Origin of the sequence: Actinosynnema pretiosum (assembly GCF_002354875.1) — a bacterium.
Classification (GTDB): domain Bacteria; phylum Actinomycetota; class Actinomycetes; order Mycobacteriales; family Pseudonocardiaceae; genus Actinosynnema; species Actinosynnema auranticum.
In genome coordinates this window covers 313,284-340,263 of the sequence record NZ_CP023445.1, presented here as the reverse complement: position 1 = coordinate 340,263, position 26,980 = coordinate 313,284, and the positions used below count along the sequence as shown (strand labels likewise).

The window sequence follows — 26,980 nt, the reverse complement described above, 5'->3', positions numbered from 1 at the left end:
GTTGGTGCGGACGGGGACAACCTGCCGCCGCACGTGACCTCAGCCACGGAAGTCCAGGTCAAAGCGGTAAGCGTGTCATCCTCGGTTACCGTACGAGGTCACCATCGGTAACACCGAGTGATCAATCCCCTCCCTCGGAGGGGTGAAAACCACCGGATCGAAGGTGCGCAGAGAAGATGTCAGCCCGCAGCGAACGCCCCAACCGCGCCCGGCGGATCGCACTGCCCCTGGGGACCCTGGTCGGCGTGCTCGCCGCGGGGGCCACCGCCGTGGTCGCGCTGAAGGCGACCAGCGGCCCGGACTGCACCGGCGCCCTCCCGCTCAAGGTCGCCACCACCCCGGCCGCCGAGGCGGTCGTGCGCGGCGCGGCCGACGACTACCAGGCCACCCAGCCCGTCGTGGACGGCCGGTGCGTGCAGGTCCAGGTCGAGACGCGCACCGCCGCCGACGTCGCGCACGAGCTGCCGACCGCCCGGATCAACCCGCCCGTCATGTGGGTCCCGGACTCGACCATGTGGGCCGAGGAGGCCCAGCGCCAGTCCGCGAGCCTGGGCGCCGAGGCCCCCGTCCTGGAGGTCGGCGAGCCGCTGGCCGGGTCCCCGCTGGTTATCGCGGGCCCCGCGGAGAAGCTGCGCGGGCTGGGCTGGCCGAGCACCGCGGTCGCCTGGGCCAGCGTGCTCGCGCCCGGCGTGGAGGCCGCGGTGAGCGACCCGACCACCTCCACCGAGGGCCTGGCCACCCTGGCGGTCATCCGCGCCAGGCTCGGCAACGCGGACGGCACGCCCAACCAGGAGCTGATCGGCTCGCTGATGCGGATCGGGCGCAACGCCGTGACCGTGCGCGACTCCTTCAACCGGGTCGGCCAGGACGAGGGGAGCGCGCCGCTGTTCACCGCCTCCGAGCAGGCCGTGCTGGCCGCGAACCGGGCGGCGGGCGGGCTGCGGGTCGCCGCCTCCTACCCGGCCGAGGGCACGATGATGCTCGACTACCCGGTGGTGCGGATCAAGCGCGCCTCCGACCAGCCGGGCACCGGGGTCGCGGCGAGCGGCTTCGAGCAGGCGCTGCGCAGCGCCAAGACCCGCGAGCGGTTCGTGGACGCGGGCTTCCGCACCCCGGACGGGCAGGCGGCGGCCGGGCTGTCGGCCGAGCGCGACGGGGTCGGCGGCGACGCGGTGAACGCGATGCCGAAGCCGAGCCCGGCCGAGGTCTCCGAGCTGCTGGGCACGTGGGGCGCGGTGAGCCTGGACTCGCGGATGCTCGCGGTGCTGGACGTGTCCGGCTCGATGACCGAGCTGATGGGCAACGGCCAGACCCGCATGGCTGCGGCGTCCGAGGCGGCGCTGACCGCGCTGGGGATGCTGCCGGACACCTCGGAGATCGGCCTGTGGGCGTTCTCCACGAACAAGAACCCGCCGAACGACTGGGTCGAGCTGGTGCCGCTCGGCCCGCTCGGCGAGGTGCTGGGCAGCGCGCCGAGGCGGACCCGGCTCCAGCAGGGCGCGAAGGGCCTGGCGGCGCTGGTCGGCGGCGGGACCGCGCTGAACGACACCACGCTCGCGGCGTTCCGGAGGATGCAGTCCGCGTACGACCCCGAGAAGATCAACTCGGTGGTGCTGATCACCGACGGCCGCAACGACGACTACGCCAGCATCACCACCGCGCAGCTGCTGCGAACGCTGGAGGCGGAGTCCGACCCGGCGCGCCCGATCCCGCTGATCATGGTCGGGCTGGGCCAGGAGGCCGACATGGAGGCGCTGCGGGCGATCTCCGCGGCCACCGGCGGCAAGGCCTACCAGGCGCTGGAGGCGTCCGACATCCGCAGCGTGCTGCTGGACGCGATCTCCCAGCGGCGGTGCAGGCCCAACTGCTGAGCCGCCCCCGGACGCGCGGGACCGCCGCCCGCCCCGCGAACCGCGCGGGGCGGGCGGCGCCCGGTCAGCTGGAGTAGACCTTCGGGTCCAGCTTGCCGATGTACGGCAGGTCGCGGTACCGCTCGGCGTAGTCGAGGCCGTAGCCGACCACGAACTCGTTGGGGATGTCGAAGCCGACGTACTTGACCGGCACGTCGACCTTCACCGCGTCGGGCTTGCGCAGCAGCGTGCAGACCTCCATCGAGCGCGGCTTGCGCGAGGCGAGGTTCTTGAGCAGCCAGGACAGCGTCAGCCCGGAGTCGATGATGTCCTCCACGATGAGGACGTCCCGGTCCGCGATGTCGCGGTCGAGGTCCTTGAGGATGCGCACCACGCCCGAGGAGGACGTGGAGGACCCGTAGGAGCTGACCGCCATGAACTCCAGCTGCACCGGGACGGGAAGCGCCCTGGCCAGGTCGGAGGTGAACATCACCGCGCCCTTGAGGACGGTGATGAGGACGAGGTCGTCACCGCCTGCCGGGTAGTCGGCGGCCACCTGCTGGGCGAGCTCACCGACCTTGTCGCTGATCTCCTGCTCGCTGACGAGCACGGAGGCGATGTCGCCGTCGTACACGGACGATCCCCTTTGGTCATGCCTGGACTGGTTCCACCCGCAGCCTGCCACGTGCTCGGCGCACCACAAAGCCGCCGGGTACCCACACCCCACCACCACCGGCCCCGGTCCGCACGAGGGCGTCCACCGCGCGCAGGTGCGAATCGGACAACTCGGGCACGCCCTCGGCGAGCAGCCACCGCCGCAGCACCCGCCTGCGCAGGGCCACCGGCAGCGGCGCGAGGTCGGCGACCGCGCCCCGGTCGCCCGCGAACGCGTCCGCGAGGTCGTCCAGCGCGTCGTTGTCCTCGCGCAGCTGGGCGGCGGTGCGGGCCAGCGCCCGCGCCACCCCGCCCTGCAGCACCTCCTCCAGCAGCGGCAGCACCTCGCGGCGCAGCCGCACCCTGGTGAACGCGGGGTCGGCGTTGTGCGGGTCCGACCACGGGGAGAGGCCCAGCTCGGCGCAGGCGCCCTCGGTGTCCGCCCTGGTCACGCCCAGCAGCGGGCGGCCCCACGGCGGGTCCAGCTCGCGCATCCCGGCGATCGAGCGGGGCCCGGAGCCCCGGCCGAGGCCCAGCAGCACGGTCTCGGCCTGGTCGTCCAGGGTGTGCCCGAGCAGCACCAGGCCGCGCTCGGGGCGCAGCGCGGCGTACCGGGCGCGCCGGGCCGCCGCCTCGGGGCCGCCGCCGCCGGTCACCTCGACCCGCCGCACCTGCGCGTCCAGGCCCAGCCCGGCGCACGTGCGGGCGGCCCGCTCGGCGACCTCGGCCGAGCCCTCCTGGAGGCCGTGGTCGACCACGACGGCCCGCGCGCCGCTGGTCAGCGCGGCGGTGCAGGCGGCGAGCGCCAGCGAGTCGGCCCCGCCGGACACCGCCACCGCGACCCGCGCGGGGCGGTGCTCGGCGAGGAACCGCCGCACCGCCGTCCGGACCCGCGACAGCGGCCCGTTGGCGGCCGGGGTCACGGCGCGACGCGGCGCAGCCAGGCGGCGGGGTCGGCGATCTCGGCGCGGGTCGGCAGCGCCTCGGGGGCGCTCCACACCGCGTTGAACCCGGTCATGCCGACCTCGTCCACCACGTGCCTGGTGAACGCGGCGCCCTCCGCGTACTGCCTGACCTTGGCCTCCACGCCCAGCAGCGAGCGCAGCACCCGGTCCAGCAGCCCGCCGCCGGAGCGCCGGTCGGTGAACCGCCGCCGGATCACCGCGACGGACGGCACCACGTCCGGCCCGACCGCGTCCATGACGTGGTCGGCGTGCCCCTCCAGCAGGGTGGACACCGCGATCAGCCGGTCGAGCGCGGCGCGCTGCTCGGGCGTCTGGAACAGCTCGATGAGCCCGACCGGCCCGTCCGCCTCGCGCAGCCGCCTCGGCAGGTCGCGCAGCCGGGGCGACTCGTTGTCCATGCTCTCCAGCAGCTCGGTGACCAGGCCGGAGAAGTGCCCGGCCAGCCACGGGACGCCGGTGAACTGGAGCCGGTGGGCGCACTCGTGCAGGCACACCCACATGCTGAAGTCCTCGCCGGGCACGTTCAGCGCGCGCTGGGTGCCGACGATGTTCGGGGCGACCAGCAGCAGCCTGCCGTCGCCGGAGAACGGGTCGTACTGGCCGAGCACGCGGGAGCTGAGGAACGCGAGCACCACGCCCGCCTGCACCCCCGCCGTGCCCGACACGACCCCGCCGAGAACGCCGCCCTGCCGGGTCATGGCGCTGTCGGTGAGCACCGACAGCCCCTGGGCCGCGGCGCGCACCCAGCCCGGCCGGTCGACGACCTCGCCCGCGCGCAGCGGCAGCCCGTGGCCCAGGCCCGTCAGCTCCCGGACGTGCGCCTCGGCGTCCACCGCCAGCTCGCGCAGCCTGCCGACCGCGACGTCGGCCTCGGCCCTGGGCACCACCGGTCCGGGGCGGACCAGGCGGGTCGCCGTGGAGACGGCGACCTCCCAGTCGATCGACGCCGCCCGGTCCTGCTGAGTCACCGAGTTCACACCTGACGACGCTACCGGCGCTGGGCGGTTCACGAACAGCCGCAACCCCTGAGCTGGGCGGCCAGCGCGTCGAGCCCGGCGCGCGCGCCGAGGGCGTCGCCGCTGCCGTTGGACATGAACGCGAACACCAGCAGCCTGCCGTCGGTGTCCACCACGACGCCCGCGAGGCTGTGCACCTCGGTGAGGGTGCCGGTCTTGCCCCGGATCCAGCCCTTGCCCGCGGGGGACTGCGCGAACCGCTCCTTCAGGGTGCCGTTGCCGCCCGCGACGGCGAGGGCGGTGAGCAGCGGGCGCAGCCGGGTGGTGACCGGGTCGGTGGCGGCGTCGGGGCGTGCGGCGGCGGCGAGCAGGTCGCCGAGGAGCTTGGCGGGGACCTTGTTCTGCACGCTCATGCCGCTGGCGTCGGAGGTGGTGACGCCGGTCAGGTCGAAGCCGTTCTCGGCGAGCACGTCCCGCACGGCCTTGGTGGCGCCCTCGTAGGAGGTCTCGGCGTTGCGCGCCTTGGCGACCTCGCGGGCCAGCGTCTCGGCGAGCACGTTGTCCGACAGCTGCATCATGTTCTCGATCAGCTGGTCGAGCGGGACGGACTTGACCTCGCCGAGGACCTTCGCGGCCTGGGGCGCGAGGGTCTTGCCGCCGACGGTCGCGCCCAGCCGGTCGGCCAGGGCCTTCGCGGCGTCGGGCGCGGGGGTGGCGGTGCGGGGCGTGTCGCCCTTGGTGGGGTCGGAGCGGGCGCCGTCGAGCATCAGCGGGCCGATGTTCGTGATGAAGCCGCCCGCGACGTCGTTGGGGTCGACGCCGGGGGCGAGGCCGGGCTCGGCGCTGTAGCGGCTGATGTCGTACTCGACCCTGGTGATCGGCCCGGAGGCCTTCACCTGCTCGACCAGCTCGTCCAGGGTGGGCGCGCCGGGGTAGACCGACGCGCGCCCCTCGGGCAGCGAGGACAGCGTCGGGTCGCCGCCGCCGACCAGGATCACGGTGCCGGGCTCGGCGCCCTGCACGACCTTGGTGGTGAACTGGGTGGTGTGGTCGAGCTGGAGCAGCGCGGCTGCGGCGACCAGGTTCTTCACCGTGGACGCGGGCACCAGCGGGGTGGTCTCGGCCTGGTGCCAGAGCACGGTCTTGCTGGCCGGGTCGATGACGGTGCCGGTGAGGTTGCCGAGGGCGCCGTTGGCGAGCGGCCCCTGCAGCACGGCCTGCACGCCGGCCGGGGTGGGCGCGGGCGCGTCGGGGCCGAGCGCGCGCACCGCGAGGTCGACCTGGGCCGGGGGCGCGGGCGGCTGGGTGGTGGAGGTGGGCCCGGTCTCCAGCCAGCCGAGCTGCACGGCGGCCAGCGCGGCGCCGCCGAACAGGACGAGCACGGCGGCGAGCGCGCCGACGACCACCAGGGGCCGCTTGCGCCTGGACCGCTGGGCGGGCGCGTCGGCCCGCTCGTCGGAGTCGGCGGCGAAGGCGGCGAAGGCCGCGTCGTCGTCGCGCCGGTCGGCGGAGGGGGCGGGGTGGTCGGTGGCGCCGGGCTGGGACGCGCCGGGCTGGGTGGCGGAGTGGTTGGCGGCGGAGTGGTTGGCGCCTGCCTGGGGGGAGCCGGTCTGGGTGGCGCCGCCGTAGTTGGCGCCGGGCTGGTTGGCGCCGGGCTGGTTGGCGCGGTGCTGGTCGACGCCGGGCGGGATGGTGCCGTGCGGCGTGCGGTGCTGCTCACCGCCGGGCTGCTGGCCGGGTGGCGGGAAGGTGAACTGGCCGGGGGTGATGCTGACCTTCTGGGTCTGCTCGGACGCGCTCTGGCCACCCTGGTGCCGGATGCCCTGACTCCCCGGCCCCTGCCTGCCCGATCCCTGCTGCCCGAACCCCCCTGTCCCCGCACCGGCCTGGCCTGCGCTGACCTGCCCGGCGCCGGGCGGGATGGTGCCGTGCGGACCACTCCCGTGGCCGCCCTGCCCCTGCCTGCCAGCCCCCTGCTGGCCGCCCGCTTGTTGCCCAGGCGCTTGCTGGCCAGGTCCTTGCGGGCCGGCGCCCTGCTGGTGGGGGCCTTGCTGGCCGGCTACCTGCTGACCAGGACCTTGCTGCCCGGGACTCTGCTGGCCGCCCGCTTGCTGGCCGGGTGCTTGCTGCTGGCCGCTCTCCGGTCTGCCCGCGTTCTGGGCGCGGTTGGCGGCGGCGCGCTGCGCGGCGAGCTGGGCGTCGGCGCGCGCGGGGTCGAACGAGGGCACCTCGGCCCGCGTCCCCGGCCACCCGGCCTCGGGAAGCGGGGCGGACTTGGGCGGGTCGAACCGCGTCGGCTCGCCGCCGAGGAGGCCGCCGGGAGCGGGAAACCCACCGGCGGGCGTGCCGGGAGCGGGAAAACCACCCGCAGGGGTGCCAGGAGCAGGGAACCCGCCAGCCGGGGTGCCGGGGGTGGCGCCCGGCGCGGAGGCACCGCCGGGCGGGGTGCTGCCTGCCTGGCCGCCACTCCCCTGCGCGCCGGCAGCACCCGCCGCCAACGCGCCGGCGCCTGCGGCCAGCGCCGCAGCACCAGCGCCACCAGCGCCGGCCTGCCCACCGGTCCGGTTGTCCTCGTCACCCGGTCGGGCGGTTTCCGCCTGGCCCGCACCCGCGGGCCGCGTGACCTCGTCGCCGTCCGGTCCCGCCGGTGTCGCGCCCTGCTCCGCCGTCGTCCCGCGCTGCGCCCCGGAGGGCTGCTGAGCTGCGGCTGCGGCGTTCGCCCCCGCCTCGCCACCGGCCTCGGGGAGGTCGGTCCTCGGTGTCGGCCCGCCGGGCGGCCTCAACCGGTCGATCTTGATCAGCTCGGTCTTCTCGGCGCCGCCCGACTTCTTCGGCAGCGCGATGCGCATCGTCGGCGGATCAGCCGGGCGCGGGCTCCTGACCTGCTCGCGGTCCGTGTCGTCGCCGTCGACGGTCGGCCACGATGGCTCCTCGGGCACGCGGTCCTCCGGGTTCGATTACGGGCAATCTCACACGCCCCTCAGCACTGCTGGCGGGGGTTGACGAGACGTCGTGGTCCACACTAGTGGGAACTACCGGACAGCCAGACGAGCGAGGACCTGCCAGTGGAGTTCGACGTCACCATCGAGATCCCCAAGGGGGTCCGCAACAAGTACGAGATGGACCACAAGACGGGGCGCATCAGGCTCGACCGCACCCTGTTCACGGCCACTCAGTACCCGGCGGACTACGGGTTCGTCGATGACACCCTGGGCGAGGACGGTGACCCGCTCGACGCGCTCGTTCTCGTGCAGGAGCCGACCTTCCCCGGCTGCCTGATCCGCTGCCGCGCGATCGGCATGTTCCGGATGACCGACGAGAAGGGCGGCGACGACAAGCTGCTCTGCGTCCCGTCGGACGACCCGCGCTCGGAGCACCTGCGGGACATCCACCACCTGAGCGAGTTCTACCGGCTGGAGATCCAGCACTTCTTCGAGGTCTACAAGGACCTGGAGCCGGGCAAGAGCGTCGAGGGCGCGACCTGGGTCGGCCGCACCGACGCGGAGGCCGAGATCGTGCGCTCCTACCAGCGCCTCAAGGACGCCGTGGCGCGCGGCGAGGAGCACTGAAACCGTTCCACGGGACGGTGAAGGCGAAGAGGGCCACCCCTGAGCGGGGTGGCCCTCTTCGCTTGCCCCGTCCGGGGCGCTTCTCGCCGGAAGCGCCCCGGTCGGGGGTCAGTGCAGGGCGATGGTCGACGCGGCGTCGGCCTCGTCCTTCGAGCGCTCCAGGCCCGAGCGGTCCGACAGCGGGACCTCGCGCAGGAACCACACGATCGCGAACCCGACCAGGGTCACGAGGGAGCCCACGAAGAACACCGTGTCGATCGCCGAGGAGAAGCCCTCCAGGAACGGCCTGGCCAGCACCGGGTCCAGCTTGGACAGGAACTCGGTGTTGTTCAGGTCCGCCGACGCGCCGCCGCTCTGGAGCTGCTGCGCGAACGCCTGGTTCTCGGGGCGGGCGAGCGCGGCGCGGAACGCGTCGGTGCCCATGGCCGAGCGCAGCGCCTCGCCGATCTTGTCGCCGACCGTGCTGAACAGGACGGACAGGAACACCGCGGCGCCGACCGTGCCGCCGATCTGCCGGAAGAACGTGGCCGACGAGGTCGCCACGCCCATGTCGCGGGGCTCGGCGTCGTTCTGGATCGCGATGAGCAGGGTCTGCATGCACAGGCCCAGGCCGATGCCCATGGTGAACATCAGCGCCATCGGCTGCCAGGTCGGGGTGTCCACGCCGACCTTGCTGAACAGGAACAGCGACACGGTCATGACCGCGAAGCCGGCGACCGGGAACACCTTGTAGCGGCCGGTCTTCGAGGTGATCTTGCCGCTGGTGCCCGCCGCGGTCATGATGCCGAGGGTCATCGGCAGCATCATCAGGCCCGCCTTGGTGGCCGAGTGGCCCTGCACGATCTGCAGGTACAGCGGGATGGAGACCATGCCGCCGAACATGCCCGCGCCGAGCACGAAGTTGATCGTGTTGCCGAGCGCGAAGGTCTGCTTGCGGAACAGCCGCAGCGGCAGCAGCGCCTCGTCGCCCGCGCGCTTCTCCGCCCACACGAACGCGACCAGGCCGAGCACGCCGACGACGTACATGGCGATCGCGGTGGCCGAGCCCCAGCCCCACTCGCGGCCCTGCTCGGCCACGATCAGCAGCGGCACCAGGCCGACGGTCAGCGTGATCGCGCCGAGGAAGTCGACGCGGTGGTCGACCCGCTGGTGCGGGATGTTGAGGACCTTGGCGACGACGACCAGCGCGGCGAGCGCGATCGGGACGTTCACCAGGAACACCCAGCGCCAGCCCGCGAAGCCGAGGAAGTGGTCCATGCCCGCGAACAGGCCGCCGACGACCGGGCCCGCGACGCTGGAGACGCCGAAGACGGCCATGAAGTAGCCCGCGTACCGGCTGCGCTCGCGCGGCGAGGTGATGTCGGCCAGGATCGCGAACGCCAGCGACATGAGGCCGCCCGCGCCGAGGCCCTGGACCGCGCGGAAGGCGGCCAGCTCGTACATCGAGTTGGCGATGCCGCACAGCAGCGAGCCGACCAGGAACATCGAGATCGCGGTGAGGTACATCGGCTTGCGGCCGTAGATGTCCGACAGCTTGCCGTACAGCGGCGTCGTGATCGTGGACGTGATCAGGTAGGCGGTGGTCGCCCAGGCCTGGATGGTCTGCCCGTTCAGGTGGTCCGCGATGGTCTTCATGGCCGTCGCGACGATCATCTGGTCGAGCGCGGCCAGGAACATGCCCATGAGCAGCCCGGACAGGATCGTCAGGATCTGCCGGTGGGTGAGCAGCGCGGCGCCGGGTGGCGTCGCTCCCGCTCGGGTTGTCGTCTCCGACATCACTTCTCCCCTTCGGAGCGCGGCCCCTGTCCGCCCTCTGCGATGAAATCCGGGAGCGCTTTCTCGTATCCCTCGACGAAGCGCTCGAAATGCTCGACGAACGTGGTCCAGTCGTGGGTGGACCAGTCCGAGAAGAGGCGGGCCAGCGCCGCGTTGCGCACCCGTCGCCGCTCGTGCAGGAGGGACAGCCCATTGTCGGTCACGGCGAGCACGCTCGCCCGGCCGTCGTCGGGGTCCGCCCTGCGCTCCACCAGCCCGTCCTTGACCAGCCCTGCGACCTGGCGGCTGACCGTGGACGGGTCCGAGAAGACCGCCTCCGCCAGCGCGCTCGCGCGGGACGGGCCCATCTGCGCCAGGTTGGCGAGGAGGATGAAGGAGGCCTTGTCGATGCCCGCCTTGCTGAGGTTGGCGGAGAGAGCGGCGTGCATCTTGTTCAGCCGAACGAGTGCCGTGCCGAAGCGGTCGGCGAGCCCCTCGTCGGACCGCCCGCCCCCGTGGGCGTCCTCGGGCGTCGTCATCCGGACCACTCCATTGCTTGCATCATCCAACTAGTTTCAGTAGGCAAGTTTGCGCCTGATCAAGAGTCTTGGCAAATGAAATACCGGTGACGAGCGTCGCTTGGCTACTGGCCGGTAACATCTCGGGGCATGGATCCCTCGCTCGTCGCGGACGCGATGCGGAAGTCAGTGCCGTGGGTGCAGACCAACGGCGTGGAGTTCACCGAGGTCGGCGCGGACCGCGTGGTCGCGGCCCTCCCCGACCGGCCGGAGTCCCGGAACCACGTGGGCGGGCCGCACGCGGCCATGCTGTTCGGGGTCGGCGAGACCGCCTCCGGCGCCGTGGTGATGGCGGCGTTCGGCGGCTACCTGGACCGGGCGACGCCGCTCGTGGCGCGCGCGGAGATCGCCTACCGCAAGCTCGCGCTCGGCCCGCTCACGGCGGAGGCGGTGCTGGAGCGGCCCGCCGCCGACGTGGTCGCCGAACTGGAGGGCGGGCAGCGGCCGGAGTTCCCGGTGCGGGTGTCGGTGCGCGACGCCGAGGGCGTGGTGACCACCGAACTGGTGGTGACGTGGACCCTCAAGCCGCAGCGATGAGGGTGACGGCTGCGGTGAGTTGACGGCTTGGTGAGGTGGTCGACCGTTACGGGGTCGACCACTTTCACTCTAAGGAACTAATGCAGTAACGCAGTGCGACACTCGCCACGATGAGGCGAGCATGGAGAGCACCGCGCTGGTCCGCAGGACGCCGTTCCGGCTACTGCTGCTGGTCCCCGCCCTGCTGCTGACGGCCTGCGCCGCGCAGCCGCTCGCCGCTCCCGCCGCGCCCGCGCCGGACGCCGCGGACCACGCGCAGGTCCCCGCCCCGGACGCCGCCGAGCGGTGGGACCGGTCCGGTTCGTGGTCGAACTCCTCCCCCGCGCAGCCCGACACCGCCGACCTCGCGCCCGCGCGCGCCTCGGGGGTCGTCGACGCCCGCACCATCGCCGTGGCGGGCGGCGGCTCGGTCCGGCTGCTGGGGCTGGCCGAGCCCGGCGCCTGCTGGTCGCGCGCGGCGGCCGACTTCCTCGGCTCGCTGGTGGCGCAGAAGGACCTGGCGCTCGACGGCGCGTCCGTGCGCCTTCCCGGCGGGGCCGACCTCTCCGCCCAGCTCGTCAGCCAGGGCATGGCCCGCGCCGAACCGGACGCGGCCACCACCCTGACCCGCGCCGAGGCCACCGCCCGGAAGGCGGGCCTCGGCCTGTGGGGCGCGCCGTGCGGCGGCTCCGACTCGGTGGTGACGACGCCCGCGCCGACCGCGCGCGCCCTGGCGCAGTGCACCGCGAACACCTCCACGACCCCCGCCGGCCTGCCCGGCTCACCAGTTCTCGACCACGACACGGATGGGGTGGCCTGCGCATGAGCGCCAACCACGGCAACGACCAGTACGGCGGCGTGCCCGGCTTCGGCGGGCCCGACGACAATGCGGGCTACGGGGCGTCCGGCCACAGCACTCCCGGATACGGGGCGCCCGACTACGGATACGGTCCCCAGGCCACCGCTTACACCCCTCCGCCGCAGGCCAGGAGCGGTCTGAAGGGCAAGTGGTCGGCGATGTCAAGGATGAAGAAGACCGGCACGGTCGCGGGCGGGATCTTCGGCGCCCTGGTCCTGATCGCCTCGCTCTCCGACCCACCGCCCGCCGACAGCAGCCGCAAGGCTGCGGCGACCGCGAGCGCCACCGCGACCACCACCAGCACCACGACGACCACGGCGGCCCCGACCACCACGACCCCGCCCCAGGCCGCGGTGACGACGGTCGTGGACGGCCGCTCGCTGGGGCTGAGCGGCGGCGGCACCGTGGTGCTGCCGGGCCTCGCGGAACCGGGCGAGTGCTGGGCGCAGCAGGCGGTGGACTTCCTCAAGTCGACCGCGGCGGACAAGCAGGTCAGGCGGGACGGCCTCCAGGTGCTCCTGCTGGACGGCAGCGACCTGTCCGTGCTCGCCCTGTCGCAGGGCATGGCGAAGGTGCTGCCGAACGCGAGCGCCGCGCACACCGCGGCGCAGAACGCCGCCCAGAAGGCGGGCCTTGGCCTGTGGGGCGCGCCGTGCGGCGGCTCGGACGCCAAGCCCGCCCCGACCACCACCACGCAGGCCCCGGCGCCCCAGCCGCAGCCCAACCCCCAGCCGAACCCGCAGCCGCAGCCCAACCCCCAGCCGCAGCCCGCGCCCAACCCCCAGCCCGCGCCGGAGCCCAAGCCCGCGCCGAGCGTCTACTACAAGAACTGCGCGGCGGCCCGTGCCGCAGGCGCGGCCCCCGTCCACCGGGGCGAACCCGGCTACGGCTCGCACCTGGACAAGGACGGCGACGGGGTGGGCTGTGAGTGAGCTGAGCGTCAGGACGTCCGATCCCGAGCGCGTCCGGGGTGGCCGGGTCGTCTGCGGGTTCCTGGTGGTGCTGACGGCACTCGTGCTGGCGGGCTGCGAGGGGAGCACCCCCTCCGGCGGCCAGGTGTCCACGAGCTCCTCGCCGACCACCACGACCACGAGCGCGACCACCACGACCAGCAGCCCGGCGCCGGTCACCACGACGAGCACAACGACCACCACCACGCCGCCGCCCGCCGTCGCGCCGCCGAACCCCAACCCGCAGCCGAACCCCCAACCGAACCCGCAGCCCGCGCCCAACCCCCAGCCCGCGCCGGAGCCCCAGCCCGCGCCGAGCGCCTACTACAAGAACTGCGCCGAGGCGCGTGCCGCGGGCGCCGCGCCCCTGCACGCGGGCGAGCCGGGCTACCGCACCGGTCTCGACCGGGACGGGGACGGCGTGGCCTGCGAGTGACCACCGGGGCGGGCTCCGGCGTCCGGGGGTCGTCGGAGCCCGCCTCGGACCCGCCCGCCGACTGGACCTGGCCGCCGCACCCGCGTACAACCGGTCCCGTGCTGGTGGATCAGGTCGAGGTCGAGTACACCCCCACGACGGTCGTCGACGCGGCCCGCGCCGCCGAGGAGGCCGGGATCGACGGGTTCTGGGTCGCCGAGACCCGGCACGACCCGTTCGTGGCGCTGGGCAGGGTCGCCGACCGGGTCGAGCGGGTCGGCCTGGGCACGGCCATCGCGGTCGCCTTCGCCCGCAACCCGATGAGCACCGCCGTCCAGGCCAACGACCTGCAGCTGCTGTCGCGGGGCCGGTTCCGGCTGGGCCTGGGCTCGCAGGTGGAGCCGCACATCACCAAGCGGTTCGGGATGCCCTGGTCGAAGCCCGCCGCGCGGATGCGTGAGTACGTGCTGGCGATGCGCGCCATCTGGGAGTCGTGGGCCACCGGGGAGCGCCCCCGGTTCCGGGGCGAGTTCTACACGCACACGCTGATGACGCCGTTCTTCGACCCCGGTCCCAACCCGTTCGGCCCGCCCGAGGTGTGGCTGGCCGGGGTCGGGGAGCGGATGACCGAGGTCGCGGGCGAGGTGGCCGACGGGTTCCTGTGCCACGCGTTCACCACCGAGCGGTACCTGCGCGAGGTGACGCTGCCCGCGCTGGAGCGGGGGCTGGCGCGGTCCGGGCGGACGCTGGAGGGGTTCGGCGTGAGCGGGCCGTCGATGGTGGTCACCGACGACGCGTCGGCCGCCGCCGTCCGCCGCCAGATCGCGTTCTACGGCTCGACGCCCGCCTACCGCCCGGTGCTGGACCTGCACGGCTGGGGCGAGCTGCACGAGGAGCTGCACCGGCTGTCCCGCCGCGGCCTGTGGGCCGAGATGGACGCGGCCGTGCCGGACGAGGTGCTGGGCGCGTTCGCCGTCACCGGGACCCCGGCGGAGGCCGCCGCCGAGGTCGCGGCGCGGTACGGGGACGTGGTCACCCGGATCGCGGCCCCGGTGCTGCGCGCGGACCTCAGGTCCGGCTGAGGCTGGGCACCCGGTGGGGGAACAGCGCGGACTCGGGCACGCGGGCCGCGTCGACCCTGCGGTTCCAGCGCCGCCTGCCGATCCGCTGGGCGACGAACACCAGCGGCAGGGCAAGCAGTGTCACCACGACCATCGCGAGCATCCGTCATCACCTCCAGGGCGGCACGGACACTGTCGCCCAGCATCGGCGGAATCGGCATGAAGGTCACCCGATCGGAGCATCAAGCACGGTGCTCCCGGCCGGGCGAGTTCTCTTGGGGACAATATGCACCCTAAGAACGCTCCCAGGCTCGCACTCGGTCCCCAATGCGCCCGAAGAGTGCAGTGGATCACGCCCAACGGGTGAACCGAGTTGGTTAGGTTAGGCTCACTTCAGATAGGCAGGGGCACTGGGGGTCGAGGCTCCGCCCGTTCCGGGTTCGGGGGTTCCCGAGCGGGCGGAGCCCCGGAAGCGGGCGCCGAACGTCACCCGGACCGCCGCCCTGCGTGGCGACACGTGCCGATCTTGCGAACACCGAGTCACCGGTACGCCCGCAAGGACCAGAGCCATACGACCTTTGGGTGAAATAACTCTTAGGTTAGGCTCACCTCATGTCACAAGGCGACGCTCTGCTCACCGGTGAGGCGCTGGTCCTCGCGCACCACGACCGCGCCGTGGTGGAGGGCGTGTCCCTGGAGCTGCGCGCGGGCGAGGTCACCGCGCTGGTCGGCCCCAACGGCTCGGGCAAGTCCACCGTGCTGCGCTCCCTCGCGCGCCTGCACAAGCCCCGCGAGGGCGGCGTGCGGCTCGGCGAGCGGCAGGTGTGGGGGCGGGCGGCGCTCAGCGGCAAGGAGTTCGCCCGCAACGTCACCCTGCTCACCCAGCACCGCCCCACCCCGTCCGGCGTGTCCGTGCGCGACGTCGTCTCCTACGGCCGCCACCCGCACCGCGCGGGCTGGCGCGGGGTGGACGCGGGCGGGGCCGCCGCCGTCGACCGGGCCATGGAGCTGACCGGCGTCACGCCCATGGCGGGCCGGGGCGTCGACGAGCTGTCCGGCGGCGAGCTGCAGCGCGTCTGGCTGGCGTCCTGCCTGGCGCAGGAGACCTCGGTGCTGCTGCTCGACGAGCCCACCAACCACCTGGACCTGCGCTACCAGGTCGAGGTGCTGGACGTGGTCCGCGACCTGGCCGACGAGCACGGCGTGGCGGTCGGCGTCGTGCTGCACGACCTCGACCACGCGGGCGTGGTCGCGGACGAGGTGGTCCTGCTGTGCGACGGCCGCGTCGTCGCCTCCGGGGCGGTCCGCGAGGTGCTCACCCCGGACCACCTGACCAGCGCGTACGGCGTCGAGGTCCAGGTCGTCGACGACCCGGTCACCGGAGCCCCGCACTGCCGCCCGCTGGGCAAGCGCACGCCCCGCACCGCGCAGCGGTGCGAGACCACCCCCCGCAGCACCCCGCCCGCTCGCAGCGGCTCATGAGGTTCCGGCTTTCGCCCGAACCACCCCTCCCCCACCGAGAAGAAGAGAAGAACGATGCGCCTGTTGACCCCCGCCCTGCTCGCGGCAGCCGTGCTGCTGTCCGCCTGCGGCACCACCGAGAGCACCTCCAGCGAGCCCGGCGCGTCCGGTGACGCCGGTGGCGCCGGTGGCGCCGGTGGCGCCATCACGCTGACCGACGCGCGCGGCAAGACCGTCGAGCTGAAGGCCCCCGCGAAGAAGGTCGTGTCCCTGGAGTGGGCCGAGACCGAGATGGTGCTGACGCTGGGGGTCACCCCGGTCGGCGCCGCCGACCCCGAGGGCTACGCGACCTGGAACTCCGCCGAGGCGCTGCCCGGTGACGTGAAGGACGTCGGCAAGCGCGGCGAGCCCAGCGTCGACGCGATCGTGGCGCTGGAGCCGGACCTGGTGCTGATGCCGCTGGCCCGCGACACCGCCGTGGCCGAGCAGCTGGAGAAGGCCGTCCCGGTCGTCATGACCAAGTCCAGCGACGCCACGAAGAACTTCGACCGGCTGCGCGAGGACTTCACCCTCATCGCCAAGGCCGTGGGCAAGGAGGCCGAGGCGAAGACCGCGCTGGCCGACATGGACGCCAAGCTCGCCGAGGGCAAGAAGGCCGTCGAGGCCAAGGGCGCGACCGGCACCCCGTTCGTCATGGCGGACGGCTGGATGCAGGGCAGCACGGTCAGCATCCGCCCGTTCGGCAAGGGCTCGCTGGTGTCCGACACCGCCGAGGCGGTCGGCCTGGTCAACGCGTGGACCGGCGAGGTCGACGCGGAGTGGGGTCTGGGCGCGACCGACGTCGAGGGCATGACCGCGATCACCGACCCGAAGACGATCATGGTCTACAGCGCCTCCGAGGAGGACGTGTTCACCACCGGCCTCAAGGACAACGCGGTGTGGCAGCGGCTGCCGTTCACGGCCTCCGGCAAGATCACCAAGCTGGAGAAGGGCACCTGGACGTTCGGCGGGCCCAAGTCGGTCGCCGTCATCGCGGACCAGTTCGTGAAGGCCGCAACGTCCTGATGCTGCGCACCGCCGCCGTGGTGGCGGGAGCAGTGGCGGCCATCGTCCTGCTCTCCGCCGTCCACCTGACCCAGGGCACGTCGTCCGTCGGCGCGCTCGACCTGCTGTCCGCCGTGCTCGGCGACGGCAACGCGCAGGCCGCGGCCGTGCTGGAGGGCTCGCGGCTGCCCAGGCTGCTGACGGCGCTGCTCGTCGGCGTCGCGCTGGGCGTCGCGGGCGCCGGGATGCAGTCGATCGCCCGCAACCCGCTGGCCTCCCCGGACACCCTCGCGGTGAACTCGGGGGCGCACCTGGCCGTGGTCGCGTTCGCGGCGTTCGGGATCGGGCTGCCCGCCTACGCGGCGGGCGGCGCGGCGTTCGTCGGCGGCCTCGCGGCCACCGCGCTGGTGCTGGCGCTGTCCGGCGGCGCGTCGACGAGCCCGAGGCTGGTGCTGGTCGGCTCGGCGGTGGGCCTGACGCTGCACTCGGCGACGACGCTGGTGCTGCTGCTGTTCGAGCAGGAGACCACCGGCCTGTACGCGTGGGGCAGCGGGTCGCTGTCCGTCGGCGACCTGCGCACCACGTCCCAGATGGCCCCGGTCGTGCTGATCGGCGTGGTCGGGCTGGTGCTGATGTCCCGGTCGCTGGACGTGCTGGCGCTGGGCGACGACAACGCGGCCGTCGTGGGCCTGAAGGTGCGGCGGACCAGGCTGGGCGCGGTGCTGCTGACCGTGGCGCTGACCGCCGCGGCGGTGACGGCGGCGGGCCCGGTCGGGTTCGTCGGGCTGAGCGCGCCGGTGATCACCCGGCTGCTCGCCGCGCGGGTCCCCGGACTGGCCGGGCACCGGGCGCTGCTGCCGGTGTCCGGGCTGGTGGGCGTGCTGGTGGTGCTCGGGGCGGACGTGCTGCTGCGGGCGCTGCTGGGCGCGTCCGAGGCGGTCCGGGTGCCGACGGGCGTGATGACGACGGTGCTCGGCGCGACGGTGCTGGTGTGGCTGGCGCGCAGGCAGCGGTCCGGCGGGTCGCGCAGGCAGCCGCCGAGCGGCCGGGTCGGCGTGGTCGGGTCGCGGCGGCGGCTGGTGGCGGTGTCGGTGGTGCTGGCCGCGCTGGTCGTGGCCGCGCCGCTGGTCGGGCTGCTGATGGGCGACCGGGTGGTGCTGCTGGGCGACCTGGGCAACTGGGTGGCCGGGCGGACCGGACCGGCGCTGACGTTCGTGCTGGACCAGCGCCTGCCCAGGGTGCTGGCGGCGGTCGTGGCGGGCGCGGCGCTGGCCGTCGCCGGGTGCGGCGTGCAGTCGGTGAGCCGGAACCCGCTGGCCGAACCGGGCCTGCTGGGCATCACGGCGGGCGCCGGGCTCGGCGCGATCGGGCTGATCACGCTGGCGCCGGGCGCGGGCCCGTGGCAGATCGCGGGCGCGGCCGGGTTCGGCGCGCTGGTGGCGTTCGCGCTGGTCTACGGGCTGTCGTGGCGCGGCGGGCAGGACTCGGACCGACTGGTGATCATCGGCATCGCGCTGTGGTCGGCGGGCATGTCGCTGATCACGCTGCTGGTGGCGACCACCGACCCGTGGAACACGGTGAAGGCGCTGACCTGGCTGTCCGGCTCGACCTACGGGCGGACGCTGGAGCAGGTGCTGCCGCCCGCGCTGGCGCTGGCCGCGATCGGGCCGCTGCTGTGGTTCGCGCACCGCGACCTGGACCTGCACTCGCTGGACGACGACACCCCGAGGGTGCTGGGCGTCCCGGTGGAGCGGTCCCGGCTGCTCCTGCTGCTGGGCTCGGGCGTGCTGGCCGCGAGCGCGGTCGCGGCGATCGGCGTGGTCGGGTTCGTCGGCCTGGTGGCCCCGCACCTGGCCAGGTCGCTGGTGGGCGGGCGCAACGCGCGCGTGCTGCCGGTGGCGGCGGGGCTGGGCGCGGTGCTGGTGAGCCTGGCCGACACGATCGGCCGGACGGTCATCTCACCGGCGCAGATCCCGGCCGGGCTGGTGATCTCGCTGGTCGGCACGCCGTACTTCGTGCTCGTGCTGTGGCGCTCCAGGGAGCGCAAGACCTGAGCCGAGGGGCTCCCCGCTCGCGGGGAGCCCTTTTTCACGGCCCGTCTCCCGGAGCCCGCCTCACAGCCCGTGGGCGCGCAGCTCGCGCAGGGCCCCTTCCAGCACGTCCCGCTCCGCGACGGCGAAGTCCAGCGGGTCGACCACGTCGCCCCAGCGCTCCAGGGCGCTCGCCTGGACGGCGTCGAACCAGTCCGGCAGCGCCTTCGCCCCCGTCCCGTCGATCCGCCCGTGCGCCAGCGCGTCCGCGACGACCAGGTCGAGCTCCGCCCGCGCGGGCGCCAGGCCCGGCTTGCGCGGCGCGGTCCAGTCGTCGGCCAGCACCGGGCGCAGCAGCGCGGCCTCCCGGTTCCAGTGCAGCAGCAGCGCGAGGTCGGCGGTGGCCCCGTCCGGCAGCTCGGCGGGCCACAGGGCGCGCAGCGCGGCCCGCTGCCCCGACCACGGCGTCGACCCGGCCTTGGGCAGCAGCTCCGGGTAGAGCCTGCCGATCAGCGGCGCGAAGAACCCGTGCAGCCACAGCCTCGGGTGCGGCGGGCGCCAGTACAGGTCGCTCACGCACGCGTCGGCGAGGCCGCCCAGGATCGGCTCGACCAGCAGCGGCACCAGCGGCGGTTCGCCGAAGTAGCGCACGTCCCCGTCGAGCAGGCACACCACGTCGCCCCGGCTGGCCGCCACGCCCGCGAGGACCGCGGCGCCCCGGCCCGGCCGCGACTCGACCACCGAGGCCCCCGAGGTGAGGGCGACCTGGGCGGTGCGGTCGGCGCGCCCGACCACGACCACGACCTCGCCGGGCACCCCGAGCTCCTCCAGCCCGCGCAGCGCGTCCTCGACCACGACGCCGACGGTGGAGTCCTGGCCGTGCGCGGTGACGACGACGCTCACGCTGCGGGGCCTGCGGACCGTCCTGCGGCTCGGCGCGACGTCGGCTGCGGCACCGGTCGTGTCAGGTCGGGGCACGCGCCCTCCGCTCTCCCGCCGGGCCGTGAACCGGTCCGAACAAGCGAACAGGCCCGGTCCGGGGAACCCGGACCGGGCCTGCGCTTCTCGCTGAGCCGCCTATCGGAATCGAACCGATGACCTGTTCATTACGAGTGAACCGCTCTGGCCGACTGAGCTAAGGCGGCGAGACGCGACAACTATAACCGACGCCGCGAGCGTCACCGAACGGGGGGTCCCCTCGTTGCACCCGCCGAGGCGGCGCCGCCCCGGCGACGGCGCCCGAGCAGGCCCGGACCGAAGGAAAGGCGTAGGTGAAGTCGCTCCCCCCGAACCCCCGCTCACGACGGTGTCACCCGGTGGTGAATAGGCTGGCGGGCACGAACGCCGTGCACACGACCACACTGCTCTGGACCGGCATCACGCTGCTGCTGATCGGCGTGGTGGCGGTGCTGGCCGCACCCCCGCGCAGGCCGCCCGCCGCGTCGGACCGGCAGCACCGGGCGCCCCGCTCGCGCAGGCCCGCCCGCGTCAGCCCCGCTGCAGGGTCGTCAGCATCGCCTCCACGGCGATCCTCGGCTTCACGTTCCGCTCCAGCGCTCCCCGACACGCCAGCACTGCTTCAAGTCTGCGCAGCGTCGACTCACGGCTCCAGGCCGCCGCCGCCGTCCGGGCGTCCGCCGCGCGGTCCGGGTGGTTCAGCGCGGCCTCGGAGCCGGTCGCGGTGACCAGCACGTCCCGGTAGAACGCGGCCAGGTCCACCAGCGCCTGGTCGAGCGAGTCCCGCTGGGTCCGGGTGGCCCTGGACTTCTGCCGCTTCTCCAGGTCCTTGAGCGCGCCCTTGGCGCCCCTGGTGGCCGAGGCGGTGCCCTTGCCGGTGCCGCCCGCGCCCATGGCGGTCTCCAGCGCCTTGCGCTCCTGCTCGTCGCGGTCCTCGTTGGCGGACAGCGCGTCGCCCTCGGCGGCCTTCACCAGGTCGTCGGCGCAGGTGAACACGTCGGCGGGCCTGCGCAGCGCGAGCGGGATGGCCAGCACGGACTCGCGGCGCAGCCTGCTCTGCTCGTCGGTGGCGAGCCTGCGGGCCCTGACCACGTTGCCGCCGGTCACCGACGCGGACCAGGACGCCAGGTCGGGGGCGACGCCCTCCTCCTCCAGCGCGGCGGCCACGTCCGGGACCTTCGGGGAGCCCAACCGCACCACGCGGCAGCGGGAGCGGATGGTCACCGACACGTCGTACGGGTGCTCGGAGGGCGCGCAGAGCAGGAACACGGTGCGGTCCGGCGGCTCCTCCACGGCCTTGAGCAGCGCGTTGGACGCGCCCTCGGTGAGCCGGTCGGCGTCGGCGACGATCACCACCTGCCAGCGGCCCGAGGTGGGCCTGCGCGCGGACACCTGCACCAGCGCGCGCATCTCGTTCACCGAGATCGACAGGCCCTCGGGGGCGACCACGCGCACGTCGGCGTGGGTGCCCGCGAGCGCGGTGTGGCACCCGGCGCACACGCCGCAGCCCGGCCGGTCGTCGGCGGCGGTGCACTGCAGGGCCCCGGCGAACGCCCTGGCGGCCTCGGTGCGGCCCGATCCGGGCGGCCCGGTGAACAGCCAGGCGTGCGTCATGGCCCCCGGCGCGGGCGTCCCACCCGCGACGATCGCCGCAGCCGCCTCCGCCGCGGCGCTGAGCACGGTCACCGCGTCGGGCTGGCCGACGACCTCACTCCACACTCCCCTTGGCACGGGGCAACCGTACTCAGGGGGTCTCGGCGAGCGGAGCGGCAGCGCGGATCTCGCCGCCGACCAGGCGCGCCACGGCGGCCTTGACCCGCGCGGCCACCTCGTCCGGGGTGCCGTCGGCGTCGACCACGAGGTAGCGGTCGGGGTCGGCGGCGGCCATGCCGGTGAGCAGGCGCTGCACCTGCCAGTGGTGCTCGACGTTGGTGATCGTGCGGCGGGCGCCCTCCAGCCCGGCGGGCGCGGCTCCGGGCGGCTCCGCTCCGGGGGGCGCGCCGAGCGCCGAGGCGGGCAGCGTGGTGGGGGTGCGGTCGAGCAGCACGGTCAGGTCGGGGCGGAGCCTGCCGGTGGCCCAGTCGGACAGCCGCTCCAGCTCGGAGGTGTCGACGGAGCCGGAGGCGGAGAAGTGCGCTATCGGGCTGTCGGCGAACCGGTCCACGACGACGATCAGGCCGGCCTCCAGCGCGGGCCGGACGCGCCGCTCGACCACGTCGGCGCGCACGGCGGCGGCCACCAGCGCGTGCGCCCGCACCCCGGCGAGGTCGGCGGTGTTGAGCAGCTCGTGCACCCGGCGCTCGTCCAGGTCGGGCTCGCTGGCCAGCAGCACCTCGTGCCCGGCGGCGCGCAGCACCTCGGCCAGCTCGCGGGCCTGCACGGAGGTGTCCAGGCTGGCGTCGCCCTCCACGGTGATCAGCAGGCCGCGCTCCCGGCGGGGCCTGCCGCGCAGCGCGGCGAGCAGGTCGGACAGGATCGGGGTCTCGCGCCGGTCGTCCATGAGCCGGTAGGCGATCAGGCCGACGGCGGCGGCCAGGACGCCCGCGCCGAACAGCACCGGGCGGGTGCCGTCGATCTTGAGCGGGTGGTCGAGGACCGTGATGACCCTGGGCTGCAGGGTGGTGACCAGCAGCGGGCTGGCCACGGTGGACAGGCCGAGGATGACCTTCATCAGGGACTGGACCAGGGCGACCATCCGGCCGCGCACCTCGTCCTCGACCTTGGAGCCGATGATGGTCAGGCCGGTCAGGAACGCGATGCCCGCGCAGCCGCCGACCAGGGCGACCGCGACCAGGGCGAACCACAGGTGCGGGGCCAGCGACACCACGCCCAGGCTCAGGCCCGCGCAGACGATGGTGACGCCGAAGAGCCTGCCGTGGGTGAGCCTGCGGGCGAGCTTGGGGGCGGTGATCATGCCCGTGGCCAGGCCCGCGAAGACGGCGATGAACAGCAGGCCGTAGGCGCTCTCGCCGCCGAGCAGGCTCAGCGCGTACAGCTTGGCGCTGCCGATGACCGCGCCCGCCGCCGCGAACGCGCCGGTCATGCCGATGACCAGGCCGCGCAGCAGCGGCCGGCGCCAGGCGTAGGCGAGGCCGTCGCGCATCATCACGAGGAAGCCGGGGGCGTCGTCGTCGCGCTTGCGGGGCGTGGCCATGCGGCCGGACAGCTCGGGGATGCGGGTGGCGACCAGGACGGCGGAGGAGACGTAGAGCAGGCCGTTGATCACCACGGCGATGGTGGCGATGCGGAAGCTGAGGTCGCCGCCCTGCAGGTGGAAGTAGCCGGGGATGCCGGAGATCAGCGCGTAGAGGCCGAAGCCGCTGATGGTGGTGATGCCGTAGGTCATCACCAGGCCGAGCTGGTTGGCGGTCTCCACCTGGTCGGGCCTGCGCAGCAGGTTGGGCACCGCCGAGTCCTTGGCGGGGATCCACAGCATGGCGCAGCAGCCGATGAGGAAGTTCGCGATGAACAGCCACCAGGCGGTGCCGACGAAGGCGATGGACAGGAACAGCGCGCCGCGCGCCAGGTCGCAGGCGACCATGACCTTGCGGCGGTCGAACCGGTCGGCGAGGACGCCGCCGAGCGGGGCGAAGAGCATCCCCGGCAGCAGCTGGGTGATGACGACCGCGCTGAGCGCGAAGCCCTCCCAGCGGTAGCCCTCGGCGAGCTTGGTGACCAGACCCGTCAGCGCCAGGAGTGACAGCCAGTCACCCACGCTGCAGAGGTAGGTGACGCCCCAGAGCCTGCGGAAGGGGCGGATGGCCAACACGCTCCGGATGCGATGCCCGGTGGACGCCTCGGTCCGGTTGCTCCCGGATCGTCCCGGCCCACCAGCCGTGTCGCTGTCCTGGATGGTGCTCACCCCCTAGGTCGCAGGTCACCAGGGTAACCGGCTGTGCTGGTCGGGGGGCCACATCGGACCGAGCGGTGAGGTTCGCCTCTCAGCGCAGCGCGTCGAGGAGCGCGCCGACGATCTCGCGCAGCGTGGTGAACAGGATGGAGGCGATGACGCCGAGGACGACCAGGATGCCGACGATCGTGCTGCCCGCGCCCTTCGCCTGGGCCTCGGGGCGCTGGGCGGAAGTGGTGGGCCCGCGCTGGGCGGCCTGGCGCTGGCCGGGGGCCTGCGGGTGCGGGAGCGCCGGGTGCTGGAGCTGCGGGTGCTGGAGCTGCGGGTGCGGCGCCCGGGGGTACGGCGCCGCCGGGTACGAGGCAGGCGGGTACGAGGCAGGCGGGTGCGGGACGGCCGGACGCCGGGCCTGCGGCGCCCGCCTGCCTGCCCCGGCGCGACCGGACTGCGGGAGCGCGGTCCGCGGGCGCCCGCCCGCCCCGGTCGAGCGCGCCGCCCGCTGGGGCGTCACGGGGGCGGGAGGCGCGACCGGCGCGGCGGTCCAGGTCACGGCGGCCCGGACCTCGGGGACCTCGGGCGCGGGCAGCGCCCAGGGCAGCTCGCCGGTGACCAGCCCGGCGAGCGGGTCGGGGAACGCGGCGGGCGGCGGCGGGGCCTGCGTGCCGTCCGGTCCGAACAGCCCGCCGTCCCCACCCGCCGCTGCGGCCACGGTCCTCAGCCCTTCGACTTCGCCGGGGTCTTCTTCGCGGCGGGCTTCTTCGCCGCGGGCTTCGCGGCGGCCTTCGCCGTCCTGGCCGCGGGCTTCTTCTTCGTGCTCGGCCCCTTGGCCCGCTTCTCCGCCAGCAGCTCGGAGGCCCGCTCGTCGGACAGCGTCTCCACGTTGTCCGACTTGCGCAGCGAGGCGTTGGTCTCGCCGTCGGTCACGTACGGGCCGAAGCGGCCCTCCTTGACCACCATCGGCTTGCCGGACACCGGGTCGTTCCCCAGCTCCTTGAGCGGCGGGGCCGCCGCCGCGCGACCGCGCTTCTTGGGCTCGGCGTAGATCTTCAGCGCCTCGTCCAGGGTCACCGTGAACAGCTGGTCCTCGGTGGTCAGCGACCGCGAGTCGGTGCCGCGCTTGAGGTACGGCCCGTACCGGCCGTTCTGCGCGGTGATCTCCGCGCCGGACTCCGGGTCGGCGCCGACCACGCGCGGCAGGGACAGCAGCCGCAGCGCGTCCTCCAGCGTCACGGTGTCCAGCGACATGGACTTGAACAGCGAGCTGGTGCGCGGCTTCGCGGCCTTCTTGCCCTCGGCGGGCTCGGGCAGCACCTCGGTGACGTACGGCCCGAAGCGGCCCTCCTTGGCCACGATCTCGTGCCCGGTCGCCGGGTCGTTGCCCAGCGAGCGCCCCTCCTGCGGGGTCGCGAACAGCTTCTCCGCGATCTCCAGGCTCAGCTCGTCCGGCGGCAGGTCGTCGGGCAGGTTCGCCCGCTGCGACGCGCCGTCGACCTCGCGCTCCAGGTACGGCCCGTACCGGCCGACCCGGACCACGACGGTGTGCCCGCCCTCGTCGCTGAACAGCGGGATCGAGTTGATCTCGCGGGCGTCGATCTCCTCGACGCTGGAGCCGACCAGCTTCTTGAGCCCGCCGGAGCGGCCGATCGAGGACTCGGGGCCGACGTCGCCGCCGAAGTAGAAGCCGGACAGCCAGGTGGTGCGCTCCTGGCGGCCCTCGGCGATGCCGTCGAGCTCGTCCTCCAGCGCGGCGGTGAAGTCGTAGTCGACCAGCCTGCCGAAGTGCTGCTCCAGCAGCCCGACCACCGCGAACGCCACCCAGGAGGGCACCAGCGCGGAGCCCTTCTTCCACACGTAGCCGCGGTCCTGGATGGTGCTGATGATCGACGCGTAGGTGGACGGGCGGCCGATGCCCAGGTCCTCCATGGTCTTGATCAGGCTGGGCTCGGTGAAGCGCGGCGGCGGCGAGGTCGAGTGGCCGTCGGCGGACAGCTCGGCGGCGCGCACCGGCTGCTCGGCGACCAGCTGCGGCAGCCGGGACTCGGCGTCGTCGGCGTTGCCGCCCGCCTCCGAGTCGACCGTCTCCACGTACGCCTTGAGGAAGCCCGCGAACGTGATCGTGCGGCCGGAGGAGGCGAACAGCACGTCCTCGCCGCCGCCGGTGCGGCCCGCGACTCGCACGCTCGTGGTGTTGCCGCGCGCGTCGGCCATCTGGGAGGCGATGGTGCGCTGCCAGATCAGCTCGTAGAGCTTGTACTCGTCGGAGTCCAGCTCGCGGGCCACCTGGCCGGGGGTGCGGAAGACCTCGCCCGCCGGGCGGATGGCCTCGTGCGCCTCCTGGGCGTTCTTGACCTTGCGGGTGTACTGCCTGGGCTCCTTGGCCACGTACTGCGCGCCGTACAGGTCGGTGGCCTGGGCGCGGGACGCGGTGATGGCGGTCTCCGACAGCGCGGTGCTGTCGGTTCGCATGTAGGTGATGTAGCCGTTCTCGTACAGCTTCTGCGCGGCCCGCATCGTGCGGTCGGCGGAGAAGCGGAGCTTGCGGCCCGCCTCCTGCTGGAGCGTGGAGGTCATGAACGGCGGGTACGGCTTGCGCGTGTAGGGCTTCTCCTCGACGGAGGCCACGCGCATGGCCGCGCCGGTCAGGCCCTCGGCGATGGCGCGGGCGTGCGCCTCGTCCAGCACCTTGACCTCGACGCCGTCCTTGAGGCGGCCGTCGGAGCCGAAGTCGCGGCCGGTGGCGAGCCTGGTGCCGTCGACGGAGACGAGCCTGCCCGCGAACTGGCGCGGGGTGGCCTCGGGGCCCGCGTCGATGGTCGCCGAGACGTCCCAGAACGAGGCGGTCACGAACTTCATCCGCTCGCGCTCGCGCTCGACCACGATGCGGGTGGCCACCGACTGGACGCGGCCCGCCGACAGCTTCGGCATGACCTTCTTCCACAGCACGGGGCTGACCTCGTAGCCGTAGAGGCGGTCCAGGATGCGGCGGGTCTCCTGCGCGTCGACCAGGCTCAGGTCGAGGTCGCGCGGGCTGGCGGCGGCGGCGAGGATCGCGGGCTCGGTGATCTCGTGGAACACCATGCGGCGCACCGGGACCGAGGGCTTGAGGGTCTCCAGCAGGTGCCAGGCGATCGCCTCGCCCTCGCGGTCGCCGTCCGTCGCGAGGTAGAGCTCGTCGACGCCCTTGAGCAGCTCCTTGAGCTCCGCGACGGTCGACTTCTTGTCCGGGGTGACGATGTAGAGCGGCTCGAAGTCGTGGTCGACGTCCACGCCGAGCCGCGCCCAGGGCTGGCCCTTGTACTTGGCGGGCACGTCGGCCGCGCCGCGCGGCAGGTCCCGGATGTGCCCCTTCGACGACTCCACGACGAAGCCGTTGCCGAGGTAGGACGCGATCTTGCGCGCCTTGGTGGGCGACTCGACGATCACCAACCGCCGGTTGCCGTCCGCACTTCCCCCGGTGCTCTTCCTCGTTCGCGTCGATCCAGCCACGCCGTCCTGCTCTCTTCGACCACT

General features: G+C 74.0%; 22 protein-coding genes and 1 tRNA gene. 10 read left to right on the top strand and 13 right to left on the bottom strand.

Annotation, left to right across the window (positions count from 1 at the left end; genetic code table 11):
* Positions 1-176: 176 nt before the first annotated feature.
* Entirely contained in the window at positions 177-1,871 is a 1,695-nt protein-coding gene (locus CNX65_RS01605) for a substrate-binding and VWA domain-containing protein (protein WP_096491177.1), read from the top strand.
* 64 nt (positions 1,872-1,935) lie between these two features.
* Here the strand turns inward: CNX65_RS01605 and hpt are convergent, their stop codons facing one another.
* The 4 genes from hpt to dacB are packed head-to-tail and all read right to left on the bottom strand — an operon-like array spanning position 1,936 to position 7,364.
* Positions 1,936-2,484 (bottom strand): hypoxanthine phosphoribosyltransferase, encoded by a 549-nt coding sequence (gene hpt, locus CNX65_RS01600; RefSeq protein ID WP_096491176.1) that lies wholly within the window; start codon positions 2,482-2,484, stop codon positions 1,936-1,938.
* Positions 2,485-2,500: 16 nt separating this feature from the next.
* Positions 2,501-3,427, bottom strand: a complete 927-nt coding sequence (gene tilS / locus CNX65_RS01595) for a tRNA lysidine(34) synthetase TilS (protein ID WP_096491175.1) — start codon at positions 3,425-3,427, stop codon at positions 2,501-2,503.
* Positions 3,424-4,437 carry a zinc-dependent metalloprotease gene (locus tag CNX65_RS01590; RefSeq protein WP_096497546.1) on the bottom strand — a complete coding sequence of 338 codons (1,014 nt, stop codon included), beginning with the start codon at positions 4,435-4,437 and terminating at the stop codon, positions 3,424-3,426. The genes tilS and CNX65_RS01590 overlap by 4 nt, the downstream gene beginning before the upstream one ends.
* A gap of 38 nt (positions 4,438-4,475) precedes the next feature.
* Positions 4,476-7,364 carry a D-alanyl-D-alanine carboxypeptidase/D-alanyl-D-alanine endopeptidase gene (gene dacB, locus CNX65_RS01585; RefSeq protein WP_096491174.1) on the bottom strand — a complete coding sequence of 963 codons (2,889 nt, stop codon included), beginning with the start codon at positions 7,362-7,364 and terminating at the stop codon, positions 4,476-4,478.
* 126 nt (positions 7,365-7,490) lie between these two features.
* Between dacB and CNX65_RS01580 the strand changes: the two genes are divergently transcribed.
* Entirely contained in the window at positions 7,491-7,994 is a 504-nt protein-coding gene (locus CNX65_RS01580; RefSeq protein ID WP_096491173.1) for an inorganic diphosphatase, read from the top strand.
* A 108-nt stretch (positions 7,995-8,102) separates the two neighbouring features.
* Here the strand turns inward: CNX65_RS01580 and CNX65_RS01575 are convergent, their stop codons facing one another.
* Complete coding sequence (locus CNX65_RS01575; protein WP_096491172.1) at positions 8,103-9,770, bottom strand: MDR family MFS transporter; 1,668 nt, start codon at positions 9,768-9,770, stop codon at positions 8,103-8,105.
* On the bottom strand, positions 9,770-10,288 hold the full coding sequence (locus tag CNX65_RS01570; protein ID WP_096497545.1) for a MarR family winged helix-turn-helix transcriptional regulator: 519 nt from the start codon (positions 10,286-10,288) through the stop codon (positions 9,770-9,772). Before CNX65_RS01570 ends, CNX65_RS01575 begins: the two co-directional genes overlap by 1 nt.
* A 129-nt stretch (positions 10,289-10,417) precedes the next feature.
* On the opposite strand from CNX65_RS01570, the gene CNX65_RS01565 reads away from it, so the two are divergent.
* The 5 genes from CNX65_RS01565 to CNX65_RS01545 all read left to right on the top strand — a co-directional run bounded on the left by CNX65_RS01565 (position 10,418) and on the right by CNX65_RS01545 (position 14,149).
* Positions 10,418-10,864 (top strand): DUF4442 domain-containing protein, encoded by a 447-nt coding sequence (locus CNX65_RS01565; protein WP_096491171.1) that lies wholly within the window; start codon positions 10,418-10,420, stop codon positions 10,862-10,864.
* 121 nt (positions 10,865-10,985) lie between these two features.
* Entirely contained in the window at positions 10,986-11,669 is a 684-nt protein-coding gene (locus tag CNX65_RS01560) for a thermonuclease family protein (RefSeq protein ID WP_096491170.1), read from the top strand.
* Positions 11,666-12,634 (top strand): excalibur calcium-binding domain-containing protein, encoded by a 969-nt coding sequence (locus CNX65_RS01555; protein WP_232519661.1) that lies wholly within the window; start codon positions 11,666-11,668, stop codon positions 12,632-12,634. Before CNX65_RS01560 ends, CNX65_RS01555 begins: the two co-directional genes overlap by 4 nt.
* Positions 12,627-13,088, top strand: a complete 462-nt coding sequence (locus CNX65_RS01550; protein ID WP_232519660.1) for an excalibur calcium-binding domain-containing protein — start codon at positions 12,627-12,629, stop codon at positions 13,086-13,088. The genes CNX65_RS01555 and CNX65_RS01550 overlap by 8 nt, the downstream gene beginning before the upstream one ends.
* Before the next feature lie 98 nt (positions 13,089-13,186).
* Positions 13,187-14,149, top strand: coding sequence for a TIGR03617 family F420-dependent LLM class oxidoreductase (locus CNX65_RS01545; protein ID WP_198320423.1), 963 nt, complete (start codon positions 13,187-13,189; stop codon positions 14,147-14,149).
* Here CNX65_RS01545 and CNX65_RS35105 read toward each other — a convergent pair.
* Positions 14,136-14,291 (bottom strand): hypothetical protein, encoded by a 156-nt coding sequence (locus CNX65_RS35105; RefSeq protein WP_157767464.1) that lies wholly within the window; start codon positions 14,289-14,291, stop codon positions 14,136-14,138. The two genes, CNX65_RS01545 and CNX65_RS35105, sit on opposite strands and share 14 nt — an antisense overlap.
* A 449-nt stretch (positions 14,292-14,740) precedes the next feature.
* On the opposite strand from CNX65_RS35105, the gene CNX65_RS01540 reads away from it, so the two are divergent.
* From CNX65_RS01540 to CNX65_RS01530, 3 genes are read left to right on the top strand one after another with little or no spacing between them, the layout of a single operon-like run.
* Positions 14,741-15,610: an ABC transporter ATP-binding protein gene (locus CNX65_RS01540; protein WP_096491167.1), complete on the top strand. Its 870-nt coding sequence runs from the start codon at positions 14,741-14,743 to the stop codon at positions 15,608-15,610.
* A gap of 54 nt (positions 15,611-15,664) precedes the next feature.
* Complete coding sequence (locus CNX65_RS01535) at positions 15,665-16,654, top strand: ABC transporter substrate-binding protein (protein ID WP_096491166.1); 990 nt, start codon at positions 15,665-15,667, stop codon at positions 16,652-16,654.
* The gene (locus CNX65_RS01530) at positions 16,654-18,687 is read left to right on the top strand and encodes an iron ABC transporter permease (protein ID WP_096491165.1); all 2,034 of its coding nucleotides are present in this window, start codon (positions 16,654-16,656) and stop codon (positions 18,685-18,687) included. The genes CNX65_RS01535 and CNX65_RS01530 overlap by 1 nt, the downstream gene beginning before the upstream one ends.
* A 60-nt stretch (positions 18,688-18,747) precedes the next feature.
* On the opposite strand, the gene CNX65_RS01525 is transcribed toward CNX65_RS01530, so the two are convergent.
* From CNX65_RS01525 to topA, 6 genes are all read right to left on the bottom strand, one after another.
* Complete coding sequence (locus CNX65_RS01525) at positions 18,748-19,641, bottom strand: glycosyltransferase (RefSeq protein WP_096491164.1); 894 nt, start codon at positions 19,639-19,641, stop codon at positions 18,748-18,750.
* 93 nt (positions 19,642-19,734) lie between these two features.
* Positions 19,735-19,808: transfer RNA gene (locus CNX65_RS01520), tRNA-Thr, on the bottom strand.
* A 343-nt stretch (positions 19,809-20,151) separates the two neighbouring features.
* On the bottom strand, positions 20,152-21,351 hold the full coding sequence (locus CNX65_RS01515; RefSeq protein ID WP_012782926.1) for a DNA polymerase III subunit delta': 1,200 nt from the start codon (positions 21,349-21,351) through the stop codon (positions 20,152-20,154).
* 13 nt (positions 21,352-21,364) lie between these two features.
* Entirely contained in the window at positions 21,365-23,482 is a 2,118-nt protein-coding gene (locus tag CNX65_RS01510; protein WP_096491163.1) for a bifunctional MFS transporter/dTMP kinase, read from the bottom strand.
* Between the two features lie 79 nt (positions 23,483-23,561).
* Positions 23,562-24,179 (bottom strand): hypothetical protein, encoded by a 618-nt coding sequence (locus CNX65_RS01505; RefSeq protein WP_096491162.1) that lies wholly within the window; start codon positions 24,177-24,179, stop codon positions 23,562-23,564.
* Positions 24,180-24,184: 5 nt separating this feature from the next.
* Complete coding sequence (gene topA / locus CNX65_RS01500) at positions 24,185-26,956, bottom strand: type I DNA topoisomerase (RefSeq protein WP_177154468.1); 2,772 nt, start codon at positions 26,954-26,956, stop codon at positions 24,185-24,187.
* Positions 26,957-26,980 lie beyond the last annotated feature (24 nt).

Excerpts from the sequence above, each read along its gene's own strand:
- CNX65_RS01530 (WP_096491165.1), top strand. The coding sequence starts at position 16,654 with ATGCTGCGCACCGCCGCCGTGGTGGCGGGAGCAGTGGCGGCCATCGTC.
- CNX65_RS01575 (WP_096491172.1), bottom strand. The coding sequence starts at position 9,770 with ATGTCGGAGACGACAACCCGAGCGGGAGCGACGCCACCCGGCGCCGCG.
- CNX65_RS01535 (WP_096491166.1), top strand. The coding sequence starts at position 15,665 with ATGCGCCTGTTGACCCCCGCCCTGCTCGCGGCAGCCGTGCTGCTGTCC.
- CNX65_RS01570 (WP_096497545.1), bottom strand. The coding sequence starts at position 10,288 with ATGACGACGCCCGAGGACGCCCACGGGGGCGGGCGGTCCGACGAGGGG.
- CNX65_RS01605 (WP_096491177.1), top strand. The coding sequence starts at position 177 with ATGTCAGCCCGCAGCGAACGCCCCAACCGCGCCCGGCGGATCGCACTG.
- CNX65_RS01565 (WP_096491171.1), top strand. The coding sequence starts at position 10,418 with ATGGATCCCTCGCTCGTCGCGGACGCGATGCGGAAGTCAGTGCCGTGG.
- CNX65_RS01560 (WP_096491170.1), top strand. The coding sequence starts at position 10,986 with ATGGAGAGCACCGCGCTGGTCCGCAGGACGCCGTTCCGGCTACTGCTG.
- CNX65_RS01540 (WP_096491167.1), top strand. The coding sequence starts at position 14,741 with ATGTCACAAGGCGACGCTCTGCTCACCGGTGAGGCGCTGGTCCTCGCG.
- CNX65_RS35105 (WP_157767464.1), bottom strand. The coding sequence starts at position 14,291 with ATGCTCGCGATGGTCGTGGTGACACTGCTTGCCCTGCCGCTGGTGTTC.
- CNX65_RS01555 (WP_232519661.1), top strand. The coding sequence starts at position 11,666 with ATGAGCGCCAACCACGGCAACGACCAGTACGGCGGCGTGCCCGGCTTC.